This is a genomic window from Aquibacillus halophilus (assembly GCF_009649745.1).
Taxonomy (GTDB): Bacteria; Bacillota; Bacilli; order Bacillales; family Amphibacillaceae; genus Aquibacillus; species Aquibacillus halophilus.
In genome coordinates this window covers 77,694-95,452 of record NZ_WJNG01000011.1, presented here as the reverse complement: position 1 = coordinate 95,452, position 17,759 = coordinate 77,694, and the positions used below count along the sequence as shown (strand labels likewise).

The 17,759-nt window shown below is 37.1% G+C and carries 15 protein-coding genes and 1 riboswitch; of the genes, 13 read left to right on the top strand and 2 right to left on the bottom strand.

All coding sequences use genetic code 11. The annotated features are described in order from the left end of the window. Positions 1-336: 336 nt before the first annotated feature. Positions 337-1,440, top strand: coding sequence for a D-alanine--D-alanine ligase (gene ddlA / locus GH741_RS13605; protein WP_153737329.1), 1,104 nt, complete (start codon positions 337-339; stop codon positions 1,438-1,440). A gap of 150 nt (positions 1,441-1,590) precedes the next feature. Further along, positions 1,591-1,782: an alpha/beta-type small acid-soluble spore protein gene (locus GH741_RS13600; protein ID WP_153737328.1), complete on the top strand. Its 192-nt coding sequence runs from the start codon at positions 1,591-1,593 to the stop codon at positions 1,780-1,782. Positions 1,783-1,821: 39 nt separating this feature from the next. On the opposite strand, the gene GH741_RS13595 is transcribed toward GH741_RS13600, so the two are convergent. Beyond that, the gene (locus GH741_RS13595; protein ID WP_153737327.1) at positions 1,822-2,763 is read right to left on the bottom strand and encodes a DUF4349 domain-containing protein; all 942 of its coding nucleotides are present in this window, start codon (positions 2,761-2,763) and stop codon (positions 1,822-1,824) included. A gap of 435 nt (positions 2,764-3,198) precedes the next feature. Between GH741_RS13595 and GH741_RS13590 the strand changes: the two genes are divergently transcribed. The 5 genes from GH741_RS13590 to argF all read left to right on the top strand — a co-directional run bounded on the left by GH741_RS13590 (position 3,199) and on the right by argF (position 11,304). After that, positions 3,199-4,458, top strand: coding sequence for an argininosuccinate synthase (locus tag GH741_RS13590; protein WP_153737326.1), 1,260 nt, complete (start codon positions 3,199-3,201; stop codon positions 4,456-4,458). After that, entirely contained in the window at positions 4,455-5,882 is a 1,428-nt protein-coding gene (argH, locus tag GH741_RS13585) for an argininosuccinate lyase (protein WP_153737325.1), read from the top strand. Before GH741_RS13590 ends, argH begins: the two co-directional genes overlap by 4 nt. A 130-nt stretch (positions 5,883-6,012) precedes the next feature. Next, the gene (locus GH741_RS13580; RefSeq protein WP_153737324.1) at positions 6,013-7,107 is read left to right on the top strand and encodes a carbamoyl phosphate synthase small subunit; all 1,095 of its coding nucleotides are present in this window, start codon (positions 6,013-6,015) and stop codon (positions 7,105-7,107) included. Next, positions 7,100-10,351: a carbamoyl-phosphate synthase (glutamine-hydrolyzing) large subunit gene (gene carB / locus GH741_RS13575; protein ID WP_153737323.1), complete on the top strand. Its 3,252-nt coding sequence runs from the start codon at positions 7,100-7,102 to the stop codon at positions 10,349-10,351. The genes GH741_RS13580 and carB overlap by 8 nt, the downstream gene beginning before the upstream one ends. Further along, positions 10,348-11,304 (top strand): ornithine carbamoyltransferase, encoded by a 957-nt coding sequence (gene argF / locus GH741_RS13570; protein ID WP_338079440.1) that lies wholly within the window; start codon positions 10,348-10,350, stop codon positions 11,302-11,304. Before carB ends, argF begins: the two co-directional genes overlap by 4 nt. Before the next feature lie 163 nt (positions 11,305-11,467). On the opposite strand, the gene GH741_RS13565 is transcribed toward argF, so the two are convergent. Beyond that, positions 11,468-11,617: a hypothetical protein gene (locus GH741_RS13565; protein ID WP_170287632.1), complete on the bottom strand. Its 150-nt coding sequence runs from the start codon at positions 11,615-11,617 to the stop codon at positions 11,468-11,470. Between the two features lie 469 nt (positions 11,618-12,086). Between GH741_RS13565 and GH741_RS13560 the strand changes: the two genes are divergently transcribed. The 6 genes from GH741_RS13560 to ribE all read left to right on the top strand — a co-directional run bounded on the left by GH741_RS13560 (position 12,087) and on the right by ribE (position 17,751). Further along, positions 12,087-12,809 (top strand): ABC transporter ATP-binding protein, encoded by a 723-nt coding sequence (locus tag GH741_RS13560; RefSeq protein ID WP_153737321.1) that lies wholly within the window; start codon positions 12,087-12,089, stop codon positions 12,807-12,809. Then, the gene (locus GH741_RS13555; RefSeq protein ID WP_153737320.1) at positions 12,806-13,813 is read left to right on the top strand and encodes an ABC transporter permease; all 1,008 of its coding nucleotides are present in this window, start codon (positions 12,806-12,808) and stop codon (positions 13,811-13,813) included. Before GH741_RS13560 ends, GH741_RS13555 begins: the two co-directional genes overlap by 4 nt. A gap of 23 nt (positions 13,814-13,836) precedes the next feature. After that, positions 13,837-14,493, top strand: a complete 657-nt coding sequence (locus GH741_RS13550) for a TetR/AcrR family transcriptional regulator (protein WP_153737319.1) — start codon at positions 13,837-13,839, stop codon at positions 14,491-14,493. Between the two features lie 182 nt (positions 14,494-14,675). Then, positions 14,676-15,590, top strand: coding sequence for a UDP-N-acetylmuramate dehydrogenase (gene murB / locus GH741_RS13545; protein ID WP_153737318.1), 915 nt, complete (start codon positions 14,676-14,678; stop codon positions 15,588-15,590). 166 nt (positions 15,591-15,756) lie between these two features. Further along, positions 15,757-15,900: riboswitch (FMN riboswitch) on the top strand. 108 nt (positions 15,901-16,008) lie between these two features. Continuing rightward, positions 16,009-17,097: a bifunctional diaminohydroxyphosphoribosylaminopyrimidine deaminase/5-amino-6-(5-phosphoribosylamino)uracil reductase RibD gene (gene ribD, locus GH741_RS13540; RefSeq protein WP_153737317.1), complete on the top strand. Its 1,089-nt coding sequence runs from the start codon at positions 16,009-16,011 to the stop codon at positions 17,095-17,097. Beyond that, the gene (ribE, locus tag GH741_RS13535) at positions 17,098-17,751 is read left to right on the top strand and encodes a riboflavin synthase (RefSeq protein WP_338079437.1); all 654 of its coding nucleotides are present in this window, start codon (positions 17,098-17,100) and stop codon (positions 17,749-17,751) included. The last annotated feature ends 8 nt before the right edge of the window (positions 17,752-17,759 follow it).

Genomic DNA, 17,759 nt, shown 5'->3' with positions numbered 1-17,759 from the left:
TTTCACTCAGAAAAATTTGTATCCTATATTATTCAATTTACATAATCTATACGCTCGCCCACATCATTACTATAATACAAACCCCTGCAGATGGTGGAGAAATTGAGGGTTTTGCAATTAATATCGGATCAATTACTAATTCAGTGGTTTTATTTACACTTGTTTTTATTGCTTATTACTTTTCAAGTATCCTTTCACAGAAGCTGTTTATTGGGAAAGATATTACATAAACCTAAAGTATTATCGAACAAAAATTTATCAAAATTGTTATTCAACACAAGCCCTAATATGGTATCTTAAAGTATGATTAGATTTGTTTATTGAGAGGAAGATTTCATGACTAAAGCGACAGTCGGAATTATTTTTGGTGGTAAATCTGCAGAACATGAAGTTTCATTACAGTCTGCTAAAAATATCGTAGATGCAATTGATAAAAGTAAATATGATGTTGTCTTAATTGGGATAGATAAAGAAGGAAAATGGCATTTAAATGATCAGTCCTCCTACCTTTTAAATGAAGAGAACCCTAAGCTTATTCAGTTAAACAAAACGAATAAAAGTATTGCAGTCGTACCTGGAGAGAGTAGCAATCAATTAGTAGCTCTGTCTGATTCCCAGGGACTGGACCAATTGGATGTTGTATTTCCAATTCTGCACGGAACTCTCGGTGAGGACGGTAGTATTCAAGGAATGCTCCGAATCGCAAACCTACCTTTTGTAGGTACTGGTGTTTTAGGGTCTGCAGTGAGTATGGATAAGGATATTGCTAAAAGGTTATTAAAAGAAGCGGGTATTCAAGTAGCTAAGTCTGTAACGTACACAAAAAATAAATTGAGTTCAGTTAACTATGAAGAAGTAAAAGAGAAGCTGGATTTGCCAATGTTTATCAAGCCGGCTAACCAAGGGTCTTCTGTCGGTGTAAGTAAAGTGAGAAATGAACAAGAATTTTACCAAGGGCTAAAAGAAGCATTTCAATATGACCATAAAGTACTTATTGAAGAGACTATTGTTGGGCGTGAGGTTGAAGTTGCAGTTCTAGGGAATGAGGATCCAATTGCTTCGTTACCAGGTGAAATTTTGCCTCAAACCGATTTTTATTCGTATGAATCCAAGTACATTGATGAAAAAGGTGCAGATCTAGCTATCCCAGCTGAATTGTCCGATGAGATTACTGAAAAGGTGCAAAAAGCAGCTATCGAAGTATTTCAGTCATTAAACTGCGAAGGTTTAGCGAGGGTAGACTTCTTCCTTAAAGAAGATGGTGAGTTGGTTGTAAATGAAGTTAACACTCTTCCGGGCTTTACAAGAATCAGTATGTATCCAAAACTTTGGGAAATAAGTGGGATTTCATATCCAGAATTAATTAATAAATTAATTGAGTTAGCTATCGAACGTTATCAGCGAGATGAACAATTAAAAAATGCTGTCTGGGAAGATTAATATAAGAAATAAGACCAAGGTAGGAAAATTCCAAACCTTGGTTTTTTTAGTTACTTCCTAAAGTTAACAGGAGTACATGTCTTGGTTTAACACATGATAATTGTTGAATAGTTAAAAAGCTATTCAATATCCCACAGGGAGTGATCGGTTATGGCAGATAATAATAATAAATTGTTAGTGCCAGGTGCTGAAAATGCGATGAACAATATGAAAGAAGAAATCGCAAATGAGTTTGGAGTTAAGCTAGGTGCTGACACGACAGCTCGAGCAAACGGATCCGTGGGTGGCGAGATGGTCAAAAGAATGATTCAGATTGCCGAACAAAGTATGGAGAACAAGTAGGATTAAACAAGAGGGAACTCATAACGAGTTCCCTCTTTGTTATTCTTTCTTTTTATTTTTCTTACGTACAATTCTAAAGGCAACTAATCCGGCTGCGGCTATTATTAATAAAACAGGAAGATTCCCGGCAATGAAAACAAATAGTCCAGAAACTGCAGAAAGTAAGAAATTAATACTTTCATTAAACTGTTGCTTTGTTTTCTCCCACGTGTTTAGTCCCTCTTCGTTTATATTAGGTATATTCACTCTGTTCTCATAAATGTGAATAGTCACCGTTGCTAAGTCAGATTTATTTTGTAAATAATTCATTCGACCTGTAATTTGTTCAATTTCCTCTTGGACCTTTGATAGATCGTTTGAAATTTTCAAAAGGTCCTCGGTCTTTTCAGCATCTTCCATAAAGGAAAGAAGTCTCTCTTCTACAACCCTTTTCGATTTTATACGAGACTGTAAATCAACAAATTCTTCGGTTACATCTTGACCTGAAACGGATTTTTCTACTACCTTCATATTACCGTCTTCCACTACTTTAATAAATTGTTGGAAATTCTCTTGAGGAATACGAGCGGTGATTGAACCTTCTTGAAGTCCATCTTCAGATCCACCATAACTGCTTGATTCAACAATAAAGCCACCAGTATCTTCTACTTGTGATTCGAGTTCATTGATAGCCTCGTTATAGTTTTTTACCTCGACACGAAGATTTCCGTTATAAATAATTTTTCTATCTATGGTGTTGGCTGAATTGGTTTCTACTTGATTCGGTTGTTCGGCAGCTTCGTTTGCTGTATCTTGGTCATACTCAGCATCAGCCGAATCTGAATCACTGGTGGCCATTTCCATCTCACGCGAGCTTTCCTCTGTATTCATAGCCTCGCCTTCTGCAGAACCAGCATCATCAGCAGATTCATCATTACCAGCACATGCTCCTAAAATGAAAATAATACTAATGATAAAAATAGGCATTAACCATTTTCTCATTTTGTCACACCCCTTTTTTATTTCTTTTTCAATTAGTCGTTGTATATTACAATAATGTTACAAAAATCAGATTATTTCTAGTGAAAGATGTGTGAATTGTTATTTTAACAACAAAAATAGACCCTATCTAAAATGGTTTCTACCATAGCAGAACGTATTCTACTCCCTAGTGAAATTATAAAGGGAACCAAATCGTATATGAGTGAATAGAGTGTTCGTATCCCTACTGCATGAATTTTCTCATTTGTGTGGTTTTTTCAATTGTTTAAACATATCTAATATGCCTGTTTGATCCATGGTTTTATATTGATAAAACTTTTTTAAAAAAATTTGTAGTTTATGGTTGAATTAATATACTATATAGTGCATAATAATTCATACAAACTCAAAACAGGAAAATATTATTTAATAATATATATTAAGGGGAGATAACATATGGGTAAAGAAAAAATCGTATTAGCATATTCTGGAGGTCTTGATACTTCCGTTGCAATTAAATGGTTACAAGATAAGTATAATTATGACGTTATTGCAGTAGGACTTGATGTTGGTGAAGGAAAAGACCTTGAATTCGTTAAAAACAAAGCAATTGATGTTGGAGCAATTAAATCATATACAGTTGATGCCAAAGCATTATTTGCAGAAGAATATGTCTTGCCAGCTTTGAAAGCAAATCTTCTATATGAAGGAAAATATCCTTTAGTATCTGCACTATCTCGTCCTTTGATTGCTAAGGTTCTTGTTGATATTGCAGAAAAAGAAGGTGCAGTAGCTGTAGGACATGGTTGTACTGGTAAAGGAAACGATCAGGTGAGATTTGATGTTGCTTTTACTGCATTAAATCCAGAGTTAAAGATTGTTGCTCCAGTTCGTGAATGGAAGATGACTAGAGATGAAGAGATAAAGTATGCACAGGAAAACGGAATTCCAGTTCCAGTTGATGTCGATAATCCATATAGTGTTGACCAAAATCTATGGGGACGTAGCAATGAGTGTGGAGTATTAGAAGATCCTTGGGTAGAGGCTCCAAAAGAAGCTTTTGACCTAACGGTTGATCCGTTGGATGCACCAGATAAGCCTCAAACAGTTCAGATTACATTTGAACAAGGGAAGCCAGTTTCTATTGATGGAAAGTCACTTCCGTTAGCTGATTTGATTCTTGAGTTGAATAGTATTGCAGGAAAACATGGGGTTGGAAGAATTGACCATGTAGAGAATAGATTAGTCGGTATTAAATCACGTGAGATCTATGAGTGCCCAGCAGCAATAACATTAATAGCAGCACACCAGGAGCTTGAGGCTCTAACTCTTACTAGAGAGGTTGCTCAATTTAAACCAATAATAGAACAAAAGCTAGCTCAAACTATATATGATGGTCTATGGTATTCACCACTAACAGAAGCATTGAAAGCATTTATTGAACAAACACAAGAATATGTTTCGGGAACAGTAAAAGTTAAATTGTATAAAGGGCATGCACAGGTTATTGGTCGTGAATCTGCTCATTCACTATACGATTTTGATCTTGCAACATACAACAAAGGTGATGCATTCGACCATGAAGCAGCACTTGGTTTTATCAAATTATGGGGACTACCAACTGAAGTTCATTCATCTGTGACGAAATCACTAAAAAAGAAGGATGCTTCAATTGAGAAGGCGTTAGTAGATGTAAAGGAAGCAGTCAAACAATGAAACTATGGGGCGGACGTTTTACTAAACCAACCAATGAACTAGTTGATGAATATACGGCATCGATCCGTTTTGATCAAAAACTGGCAAAATACGATATTCAGGGAAGTCTGGCCCATGTAAATATGCTCGCAAAATGTGAAATCATTTCTAAGGAAGACGCCGAAATCATTGCTGAGGGATTACAAGCCGTCGCCAAAAAGATTGAGGCTGGTGAAGCAGAATTAACTGAAGTGAACGAAGATATTCACATGAATATTGAAAAGCTTCTAATAGATGAGGTAGGCGCTGTCGGTGGTAAATTGCACACTGGCAGAAGCCGTAATGATCAGGTCGCTTTAGATATGCGTCTTTACCTACGTGATGCACTGGTTGCGCTTAGTCAACAATTGCTTGATGTTCAACAAGCGCTTTACAAACAGGCAACAGAAAACTTAGATACGATATTACCAGGATATACGCATTTGCAACGTGCCCAACCGGTATTGTTTGCTCACCATATGATGGCTTACGTATTCATGTTTCAACGTGATTTGGATCGATTGGCAGATAGCTTCAAACGAGTGAACCAGTCTCCGCTCGGAGCTGGAGCACTTGCTGGTACTTCTTTCCCAATTGACCGTCATTACGTTGCTGAACAATTGAATTTTGATGGCATTTGTGACAACAGCCTAGATGCAGTAAGTGACCGTGACTTTGTTGTAGAATTTCTATCAAATGCTTCACTGGTTTCTGTTCATCTATCACGACTATGTGAAGAACTAGTCCAATGGTCAAGCGCTGAATTCAATTTTGTTGAATTAGATGATGCGTTTTGTACTGGAAGTAGTATGATGCCGCAAAAGAAGAATCCGGATGTTGCAGAATTAGTTCGAGGCAAAACTGGTCGTGTTTACGGCCACTTGATGGGAATGCTAACAACACTAAAAGGATTGCCGCTAGCATATAACAAGGATATGCAAGAGGATAAAGAAGGTATGTTTGATACAGTAGAAACTCTACAAGGAGCATTAGCACTTTTCGCTCCAATGATAGAAACGATGGATATCAAAAAAGATAACATGTATCAAGCTGTTGCCAAAGACTATTCCAACGCCACTGACTTGGCAGATTACCTTGTTGGCAAGGATTTACCTTTTAGAGAAGCACATGCAGTAGTTGGTCAGGTAGTCCTAGATTGTATAAACCAAAATAAATATTTACTGGATTTATCAATAGAAGAGTTCCAAAATTTTTCACCAGTAATTGAAAAAGATATATACGATGTTCTTTCTCCAGAGGCTGTCGTCAATGCGCGTAATGTAGCTGGGGGAACAGCTAAAAATCGTGTCGAAGAGCAAATAGTAACAGCAGAGGCGTTGTTTAGTAAGAGTGAAAGCTGGATTATAAAACGTAAAGAGCAAATTGCTCGGATAATTGAAAAATAACTTGAATTAAAATTTTCAGAACTAAGTCCTCGCCTATGGACGGCTTAGTTCTTATTTTTAAATAAAAATGTATAATTATTAGTAAACAAGCATAATTATTTATTTTGACTGTTAGGGGAGGAGTGGAATCATGGTTGAACAAATAGGTTATCTTAATTTAAGTACTGGTGATTCATTAGAAGGAAAGTGGTTAGGTTCTTCGGTTTCAGTTGAGGGGGAAATGGTTTTTAATACTGCAATGACAGGATATCAAGAAGTAATGACTGATCCTTCTTATGCAGATCAAATTGTGACAATGACTTACCCACTCATAGGCAACTATGGGTTTAACGATATTGATTATGAGAGTGTGAAACCTTCTTTGTCTGGCCTTATAATATCTAGTCCTTGTCACACACCTGAACACTACCAATCCAATTCTTCCATACTTGATGTGGTTAAGAAATATAAAATACCGACTCTATATGACATCGATACAAGAGCGCTTACTAGGATTATCCGCGAACATGGAGAAGTCTATGGTAAGATTACGACTAACAAAAATGATACTCCAGTTAAAAATACTGTTGATCCGGATGTTGTAAGAAAAGTATCTGTAACAAAGAGTGTTCATTTTAAATCTAATGTACAGCATGTAAACTTCCCGTCACATGTTGTGGTGATGGATTTTGGATATAAACATTCCATTACACATTCATTGAGAGATTTAGGGTGTGACGTTACTGTTGTTCCGTTTGATACAACCTTAATAGAAATACAGAAACTAAATCCAGATGGTGTTGTGTTATCCAATGGACCTGGGGATCCCAAGAATCTTAGCTATTTGAAAAACAACATAAAGGAGATAACAGAATATTTTCCGACGCTGGGTATATGTCTTGGGCATCAATTAGTTGCATTAGCATATGATGCACAAACTAAGCGTTTACCGTATGGACATAGAGGTAGTAATCACCCAGTCAAGGATATGATTACAGGGAAAGTATCGATTACATCACAAAATCACGGATATGTCGTGGATATGAATACTGTCAATGGTAGCGACTGGAACATCTCTCATATTAATGTGAATGATAAGTCAGTTGAAGGGTTAATACATCGTACTAAGCCGGTAATGACTGTTCAATTTCATCCGGAAGCACATCCTGGTCCTATTGACACACACGCAATTTTTGATAATTTTATCAACCAGATAATCAGCAAGGGAGAGAAACAGCATGCCTAAGCTAGATCATATAAAAAAAGTACTTGTAATTGGGTCAGGGCCAATTGTAATTGGGCAGGCTGCTGAATTCGATTATGCAGGGACTCAGGCTTGCCTAGCTTTAAAAGAAGAAGGTATCGAAGTCATCCTTGTCAATAACAATCCAGCCACGATTATGACAGACGAGAACATTGCAGATAAAGTATATTTAGAGCCTTTAACCTGTGACTCCGTAGCCAAAATTATTGAAAAAGAGAAGCCGGACGGATTATTGCCGACACTTGGTGGACAGACGGGATTAAACCTCGCTGTTTCTCTAACAGAAGCTGGAGTATTAAAAAAATATAACGTAGAGTTACTAGGAACCCAATTGGATACAATTCAAAAAGGGGAAGATCGTGAAATATTTAAATCATTAATGAAAACGATGGGCGAACCGGTTCCAGAAAGTAAATCGACTAGTTCGATAGCTGAAGCGGTTCGCTTTGCTTCGTTCGTTGGCTATCCACTGATTATTCGTCCCGCATATACACTTGGTGGTGCTGGTGGTGGAATTGCAGATAATGAGCAGCAACTTAGAACAATAGTTAAAAATGGTATTCACGCTAGTCCAAATAGCCAGGTATTAATCGAACAAAGTGTAAAAGGTTGGAAGGAAATTGAGTATGAAGTAATGCGTGATGCAAATGACACGTGCATTATAGTTTGTAATATGGAGAACTTTGACCCTGTTGGTGTTCACACTGGTGATAGTATCGTTGTAGCCCCATCGCAAACGTTAAATGATAGACAATATCAAATGCTCCGTACCACGTCATGCAAAGTAATTCGAGAACTTGGGGTGGTTGGGGGCTGTAATATTCAATTCGCTTTAAACCCAGACAGCAATGAATACGTAATTATCGAGGTAAATCCTCGAGTTAGCCGATCAAGTGCGTTAGCTTCAAAAGCAACAGGTTATCCGATTGCAAGAATTGCTGCCAAATTAGCGCTTGGATATCATTTGGATGAGGTGTTAAATCCTATCACCGGTGACACATATGCTAGTTTTGAACCAGCGATTGATTATGTTGCTGTGAAGATACCACGTTGGCCGTTTGATAAATTTTCATCCGCAAACAGACTACTTGGAACACAGATGAAAGCTACTGGAGAAGTAATGGCACTTGCAAGGAACTTTCCGGCTGCATTAAATAAAGCAGTTCGATCATTAGAAGTTGGCTTAGAACGTCTGTATTTACCCTCGTTAGTTCAACTAACTAACCAACAGCTAGAACAAGAGTTGATAGAGCCAACAGATGAACGGTTATTTGTTGTAGGTGAGGCATTAAGAAGAAATTATACAATTGATGAAATTCATCAATTAACTGCTATAAATAAATATTTCTTAAATGAAGTTGCCCTTATTATTAATGTGGAATTGGACCTCTTGCAAAAAGGTTGGGAAAACCTTAGTTACTCGGATCTAAAAAAAGCAAAAATACTAGGCTTCTCCAATAAAGCAATATCTGATTTATTAAATATCGATTATAATGCGGTTCAAGAAAAACTAGACGAATTTGCAATTATACCATCATACAAAATGGTTGATACATGTGCAGCAGAATTTTCAGCTGACACACCTTATTATTACAGTTCTTGGAATGAATTTGATGAAGTGGAACCTTTAAAAGACAAAAAGCGGGTTGTGGTTTTAGGTTCTGGACCAATTAGAATTGGTCAAGGTGTAGAGTTTGATTATTGTTCTGTTCATGCTGCTATGTCCCTAAAAGATCAAGATATTGCAGCTATTGTGGTTAATAATAACCCTGAGACTGTAAGTACAGATTTTAGCACAGCAGACCACTTATATTTTGAACCATTAACTACTGACGATGTCCTAAATGTAATTCGTAAAGAGTCTGCAGATAGTGTACTTGTCCAATTTGGAGGACAAACAGCTATCAATCTAGCGGATGAACTAGAAAAAGCAGGTGTGCAAATTGCTGGGACATCCTTGGCTTCTATCGAGACTACTGAAGACCGAGATAAATTTTATCAGCTTCTAAAAAAAATAGATATCCCACATATACCTGGGGAAACGGTAATGGACATAGAAGATTCAAAGGCTATTGCTGAAAAAATTGGCTACCCTGTATTAATTCGACCATCTTATGTTATTGGTGGAAGAGGAATGGTTGTAGTTAATAATGAATCACAATTAGAAACTTATTTAAAAGGTGTTGAGAAAAGCACTCCAAACTCAAGAATTTTTCCGCTATTAATTGACCAATTTATTTCTGGTTATGAGGTGGAAGTAGATGCTGTATGCGATGGCGAAGATGTAGTGATTCCAGGAATATTTCAGCATGTTGAGCGTGCAGGAATCCATTCTGGTGATAGTATTGCTGTCTTTCCAGCACCAGACTTATCAGATTCCTTAAAGAAAAGGATAGAGGATTACACTAAAAGAATTTCTTCGGCACTTAATGTTAAGGGAATTATGAACATCCAATTTGTAATTAGTGAAGATCGAAAAGATATATATGTATTGGAAGTAAATCCGCGGGCTTCTAGAACTGTTCCGATAGCTAGTAAAGTCACTGGTGTACCTATGGTAGATATGGCTACACGCATCCAGATGGGTGAACCGTTAAATCAACAAGAATGGAAACTAGGCCTTCATGAAGACATTCCGTTTTTTGCTGTAAAAATGCCAGTGTTTTCTACTAACAAATTACTTGGTGTTGACCCGGTTCTTTCCCCAGAAATGAAATCGACTGGGGAAGCTATTGGGCTAGGGTTAACTGTTGGTGCTGCAATGGCTAAGGCCTTTGGCTGGAAAGAAAGAAACTTAATAAATCTACTAAACTCTGATGCTGTCTTCTTATCAATGAAACAAAAAGAGTTAGACAGTCAACAAGAACTAGTAGACATTTTGGCTAAAGATGACTTTAAATTGGTAACAGATATGGAAACAGCACAGATTCTGCAATCAAAAGGTGTTTCAGTAAACCAAACGATTAGTCTTCAAGAAGCGCAGGATATTTGCTTAGAAGATGGTTTTAAATTAATTTGTGATACACATCAAAGTAACGGATATGATGATCACTTTAAATTAAGGGAGGATGCGTTGAAATCAGATACCATTTGTTTAACATCAGCGGATACCCTTTTAGCTTATTTAAAGGCATCAGTAGCAGTACAAGAAGAGGTTCCTCTAGCAATAAATGAATATAAAAAAGATGGAAATACAATCAATAAGAAGGAGCGTGTGTTACGGTGACGGCGAGTATAAAATCTGTTAACTATCATCATCAGCTCAGCGGACGTGATTTTTTAACATTAGCTGATTATACGACGGATGAAATTAACTATCTGTTGGAGTTGGCTAGTTATCTAAAAAAACAACACAAAAGTGGGAAATCAGAACAGCCACTTAAAGGCAAAACACTTGGAATGATTTTTGAAAAGTCGTCGACAAGAACGCGTGTCTCCTTTGAGGTTGGTATTTATCAATTAGGTGGAACAGGACTCTTTTTAAGTTCAGATGACATTCAAATAGGTAGAGGAGAGCCAATTTCGGATACCGCAAAAGTACTATCGAGTTACCTAGATGGAATTATGATTCGTACGTATTCACAAGCAGTAGTCGAGGAATTAGCTGCCAATGCAAGCATTCCTGTTATTAACGGATTAACTGACATGTATCACCCTTGTCAGGTATTAGCTGATATGCAAACAATACTTGAGGAGAAAGGGACGCTTAAAGGTGTAAATGTTGCCTATATTGGTGATGGGAATAACATGGCACATTCATTAATGATGGGTTCTGCTAAAATGGGTATGAACATAAGCATTGCTGCTCCTAAAGGGTATCAGCCAGATCCAGCAATCACTGAAAGATCACGCTCTTTTGCTCAAGGAAATAAAATTGTGGTCACAGAAGATCCGGCGGAAGCAGCGAAAAATGCAGATGTAATTTATACAGATGTTTGGGCTAGTATGGGTCAGGAAACTGAACAAGAAAAACGAGTTAAAGCATTCAAAGAGTACCAGGTGAATAATGAATTGTTAGGCTATGCAAAGAAAGATGTAACCTTTATGCATTGTCTCCCTGCACATAGAGGAGAAGAAGTAGCAGCTGACGTGATTGATGGTAAGCATTCGGTTGTTTTTCAACAGGCGGAAAACCGTCTTCATGCACAAAAAGCATTAATGACAGCACTGATGGGATAATGGTAAAAAGCCAACCAGAGGTGTAAACAATATTATTAGGGATAGGCCTTAACGTAATCTACGTAGGGTTTATCCCTTTTTTGCTGTTTTCTAAAAGATTGTTGTTTTTGACACAAAATCTATAGACTGCTGCATAACTACTGTTGATTTCTTCCACTCTCTTTTAGAATAAGCTGCTATGTTGATTTTCGCTCCGGGCAGTCGCTTTCCGCGGGCAACGCTTCAACTTCCTCGGAAGAAAACCACTTCCTGCGGGATTTTCAGCCGTCGCTTTTCCCGCTGGAGTCGACTGCCCTCCGCTCCAATCAACCACCAAATAAGATTAAATAGCTATGTTATTGAGGTTATAAACACTCTACTAGTGTATTAATAACATGAAAATTCTATTTTGTGCATATGTTGGAGTTCATCTCAGCTTGAACAGAAATCTATTCAAAGCTTCGGAAAAATGCGACACTCCTATGGGAAAGGAACAGTCTGAAGACCCCGCAACGAGCGTTTTTGGGACTGCGATTACTCGCCCCACCGAAAACATTTTCTCGTGAGGAGGCTGAGGCGTTCCCCATGGAAAGGGAGTGTTTTTCCGAAGCGATGGATGATCACTTATCCTATAAAGGATGGGTGAAGTCACGACAAAGTTACGTCGCAGTTTATATCAAGTTCGAAGATTAAAAAAAAACTAAGGTATGAGCTTTTAATTTTGAAAAAATGTGTATTCAGATATTTTGTGTGATATTATATAAGTGAGTAATCACTCATATTATGCAAAGGGGTGTGATTTTATGGATTCTTTCATAACAATGAATGAAGTTTCTCAGTCATTTAATGGTGAAGATGTTCTAACATCTATCAATCTCGAAATTAACGAAGGAGAGATTTATGGATTACTAGGACCATCTGGTTCTGGAAAAACTACGTTGGTAAAGACAATTGTCGGAACGTTAAAACCATCTAGTGGTACAGTCTATGTTCAAGATGTGGAAATGCCGTCACTAAAGAAATTACAAGACATTGGTTACATGGCCCAAGCAGACGCATTATATAGTGAATTAACAGCAAAAGAAAATCTAGCTTTTTTTGCTAAATTATACGGAATTCCAAGACATAGCATCTCCAATCGAATCGACGAAGTGTTAAGCCAAGTCGATCTATTAGAAAGTAAAAATAAATTAGCCGATAAATTTTCTGGTGGGATGAAAAGACGATTATCTTTAGCGATTGCATTACTACATAAACCAAAAATATTAATTTTAGACGAGCCGACTGTTGGGATAGACCCAATATTACGGAACAAAGTCTGGAATCATTTTTATGAAATGAAACAACAAGGTATTTCTATTATTATCACAACACATGTCATGGATGAAGCTGAGAAGTGTGATCAGCTTGCCTTGCTGCGTGACGGTAAAATTATGGCTAGTGGGTCACCATCAAAGTTAAAAAAACAAACTAACACATCATCGATTGAACAATCATTTTTGTATTATGGAGGTGTTCAAACGTGAAAGTAGGAGCCATTGTAACTAGGATTATACGCCAAATGGTTAGAGACAAACGCTCGTTGGCTCTTTTATTATTTGCTCCTTTATTAATTCTTACATTAACCTGGCTTGTTCTAGACCAAGAGTCAAGTGATCTAAAGATTGCTACGATTGATGTTCCAGACTCTATTATCACTACTCTTAACGATCAACAAATAAATGTAATCGATATAGACAAACCCAAGTCGGCATTAAAGAATTCAGAAATAGATGCAATTATAGAAACGGCGGGTAATAGTCTGAGAATAACGATAGATGATAGCGAACCAACTAATAGTCAGGCTATTATGATGAAAATTCAACAGGCTCTTGTTTCCAAAGCTAACGTCCAGCAGGTGGAGATCAATCACTTGTATGGCTTAGAACTTTCTACAACTTTTGATTATGTCGGACCTGTTTTAATTGGTTACTTTGCATTTTTCTTTGTTTTTTTGGTTGGGGGTATATCCTTCTTAAGGGAAAAGTCACAAGGGACGATGGAGCGCTTATTTGCAACGCCAATAAAGAGCTGGGAAATAGTTGCTGGCTATATTATAGGCTTCGGTTTATTTGCCATTATCCAATCATTTATCGTTGTGCTTTTCGCAGTCTATGCTCTTGGTGTGCCATTAGAAGGATCTTTTTGGAATGTAGTGCTGATCACACTACTTCTAGCATTAGCAGCATTAACATTAGGCACATTGCTTTCGACATTTGCTAAGAATGAATTCCAAATGATGCAATTTATTCCGGTAGTGGTTGTTCCTCAAGCATTCTTCTCTGGATTGTTTAACCTCGAAAATGCTCCCCTATGGGTGGAATGGATTGGCAATTTTATGCCGATGTATTATGGTGCGGAAGCATTAAAAGAAATAATGATTAAAGGGAACAGTATTGATGCCGTTGTATTGGAAATAGCTGCATTGATAGGGTTTTCATTAGTGTTTTTCGTTTTAAATCTTGGTACCTTAGCTGGATATAGAAAATAAACTAAAAAGGCGTGTATGTAGTAATGGATGAAAAATATGTCAAACAGTTATTAGAGATGGAAGGGCAAGAGTTAAAATTAACGGAAAAAAAGGTTAACATCCTTGTTGCTGCAATTGAAATTTTTGCTGAGAAAGGTTATTCAGCAACTTCAACTAGTGAGATAGCAAAACGTGCAGGTGTTGCAGAGGGAACCATTTTTAGGCACTATGATTCTAAAAAGGATTTGCTGTTAGGAATTACGAAACCAGCTATCTTAAAAATGGTAGTTCCCTACTTTGCATCACAAATGGTGGAAGAAGTATTCAAAGATGAAATTACAAGTTTTGATGGTGTATTACGTGCTTTTATAACTAACAGAATAGAATTTGTTAGAAAAAACATACCATTATTTAAAATTGTGCTTCAGGAAATAGCATTTCATAATGAATTGCAAGAGACATTTCAAGAATCATTTTTGAATCAAATTCTACCAAAAATAAGTGAAACAATTTATATTGCTCAGAAGTCTGGACGATTGAAAGACTTCTCAATACCTACTACTCTTCGTTTCATTATGTCTACGGTTATGGGGTTTATTATTACACGTTTTTTGATAATGCCAGAAGCCGAGTGGAATGAAAAAGAGGAGATTGATAATATGGTTGAGTGTATCATGAATGGCATTAGCAAAAATAATTGATGTTACCATTAAGATCAGATTAGGCACATGTGCTTAAAAAGCACATAGATTATAAACAGACAGTAAAACGTTATTGAAGTTAGCCCGATTTTACTGCTATAATTTATCCTGTGGGTTTCAACCCTGTATAATTGTGTTGTTAATCTAAAATAGATTCTCTAACACCCAAAGGAATGATTGAAATGGTTAATTACCATCATGTATATGAACAATTATTATCCATTACATCTAATGAAAATGTGATGGTAGATGAATATCTAAGAAACCATACGTACACTAAATTAGGCGGAAAGGCTGATCTTTTTGTGACGCCTTCCTCTACAGAAGAAGTCCAACAAATTGTTAAATTAGCTAAACGCGAGAATATTCCATTTACGCTACTTGGGAATGGATCTAATTTAATTGTTAGGGATGGCGGAATTCGGGGGATTGTCCTTAGTCCCAAGCGATTTACAACAATTAAAAGAGAAGGTAATAGTATTATCGCTGAAAGCGGTGCAAAGATTATTGATGCATCCCGGCAAGCCTTAAAGGAACAATTGACTGGATTGGAATTTGCCTGTGGTATCCCTGGAACAGTGGGAGGCGCTTTGTTTATGAACGCCGGTGCCTATGGAGGAGAAGTTAAAGATTGTTTACGCGATGCTGTTATTGTAGATAAGGAAGGTCAACTAATTACACTATCAGCAGGTGAGTTGGATTTAGATTACCGAACTAGTAATATCCCCGATAAAGGATATATTGTTTTAGAAGCTCGTTTTGATCTGAAACCTAGTAGCTATGATGAGATAAAAGAAGTCATGGATGACCTTACCTATAAACGTGAATCAAAGCAACCACTAGAGTACCCTTCTTGTGGAAGTGTGTTTAAACGGCCACCAGGTTATTTCGCTGGAAAGCTAATTCAGGATAGTGATCTACAAGGTAAAGGTGTTGGTGGTGCCGAGGTATCTACTAAGCACGCTGGCTTCATTGTAAATAAAGATAACGCCACCGCAACAGATTATATTGCAGTTATTGAAATGGTACAAAAAACTGTCAAAGAAAACTTTGGAGTAGAATTAGAGAGAGAAGTTAAAATTCTTGGAGAAGACTAAAATTTAAGAAATATCTGATGAAAGCTGTGATTCCCCTTTATTCGCAGCCTTTTTATTGAGAATGAAATTCTATTATGAGTAGTAAAAAAAGTTAAATGTGTGAACATGTGATTCAAATTAATGTAATTTAAATTGTGAAGTGATATAATTTAAATAATCGAATATGGATTTCCTTTGGGGCAGGGTGAAATTCCCGACCGGCGGTGTTAAACATTTATGTTTTTAGTCCGTGACCCGGAGCACAATGTGTGAAGGTGGATTTGGTGAAATTCCAAAGCCGACAGTAAAGTCTGGATGAGAAAAGGAAAATCTACGTACATTAGTACGTTTATTTGCTTTTAATTCTAAGCCCCAGAATTTTTCATTCTGGGGCTTTTCTTGTTTCCCCTTCCAATCAAATGGAAAGGGGTGTGATGCGATGACAAAGGAAGAATACATGAACCTAGCACTCTCTGTTGCTGAGGCTACTATCGGCCAAACAAGTCCAAATCCATCCGTTGGTTCTGTAGTTGTAAAAAACGGAAAGATCATAGGAATTGGTAGCCACTTAGAGCCAGGAAAAGAACATGCAGAGGTGCATGCACTAAAACAAGCAGGAATCAATGCTGAAGGTGCAGAAATATATGTTACTCTTGAACCTTGTTCACACCATGGTAAAACGCCACCATGTGCTGACTTGATCATCGAACACAAACTTAAGAAGGTATATGTTGCTTGCTTAGATCCAAATCCGGCAGTTGCTGGTAGAGGAATCGAAAAATTAAGGCAAGCAGGTATAGAGGTTGAGGTAGGCCTCCAGGAAACAAGAGCAGAAGAATTAAATCGTAAATTCTTTCATTTTATTCAATCAAAAAGACCGTATGTAACGTTAAAGGCCGCCATGACTCTTGATGGTAAAACAGCAACTTCTACTGGTGATAGTCAATGGATTACCTCATCAGCGGCAAGGTTAGACGTGCATAAACAACGAGATATTCATGATGCCATTCTTGTTGGAATTAATACGGTTCTTCTAGATAACCCTCAATTAACCACCAGGTTGCCCCAAGGTGGCAAAAATCCCATTCGAATAATTTTAGATACACATTTACGTATTACCCGAAATAGTAACGTGTTGTCAAATGAAGCACCAACATGGATTGTATGTGGTTCAAAGGCAGATATAGATACCTTTTCAGTCGAGTACCCAAATATAAGGCTTTTTCAGTTAACCACGGAGAATATAAAAATAGAAGATGTACTAAATCTGTTAGGTGAACAAAATATTCAGTCGTTATACGTAGAAGGTGGGAGCACGATTCAGGGTGCTTTTGTAGCGAAAGGTTTATTTAACGAATGCCATTGGTATATTGCACCAAAATTACTTGGTGGTAAAAACGCTCTAACGACCGTAGGTGGGGAATCTCCCCATTGGATGAAGGATGCGATAAATCTAGAGATCGAAAAAATAGAAAATATAGGTCCAGATATTAAAATTACTGCTCGACCAAAGAAGGAGGAAGAGTAAGTGTTTACAGGTATTGTAGAAGAAAAAGGGCAAGTTAAAAGTATAAATAAAAATAAAAGCTCTCTAACTCTAATTATTGAAGCGACTACAGTAACATCAGATGTTTCAATTGGAGACAGTATAGCTGTAAATGGAGTTTGTTTAACAGTAACATCATTTGGTAACAATTGGTTTTCCGTTGACGTCATTCCAGAAACTTTTAGAGGGTCTTCATTAGCGACTATTAAGATAGGTTCTCAGATAAATTTAGAAAGAGCGATGAGTGCATCTGGTAGGTTTGGAGGGCATTTTGTTTCAGGTCACGTTGATACTGTAGGTGAAATTAAACGAACATGGACGGAAGATAATGCGCTATATATCTATATTAAACTCTCTGATGAAGGATTGCATTATGTCACTCTAAAAGGATCTATTTGTGTTGATGGAACCTCTCTAACAGTATTTGGCGTTAAGGAAGATGGATTTATTATCTCTCTTATTCCTGAGACTCAAAGAGCAACAGTATTAGGAGAAAAGAGACAGGGAGATATTGTTAATGTTGAGTACGACATGCTAGCCAAGTACATGGAACGATTAATTTCAGCTAAAAAAGAAAATAAAAGTACTAGAGATGAAAGTATCACAATGGAAAAGCTTCAGCAATACGGTTTTTAAGGAGGGAA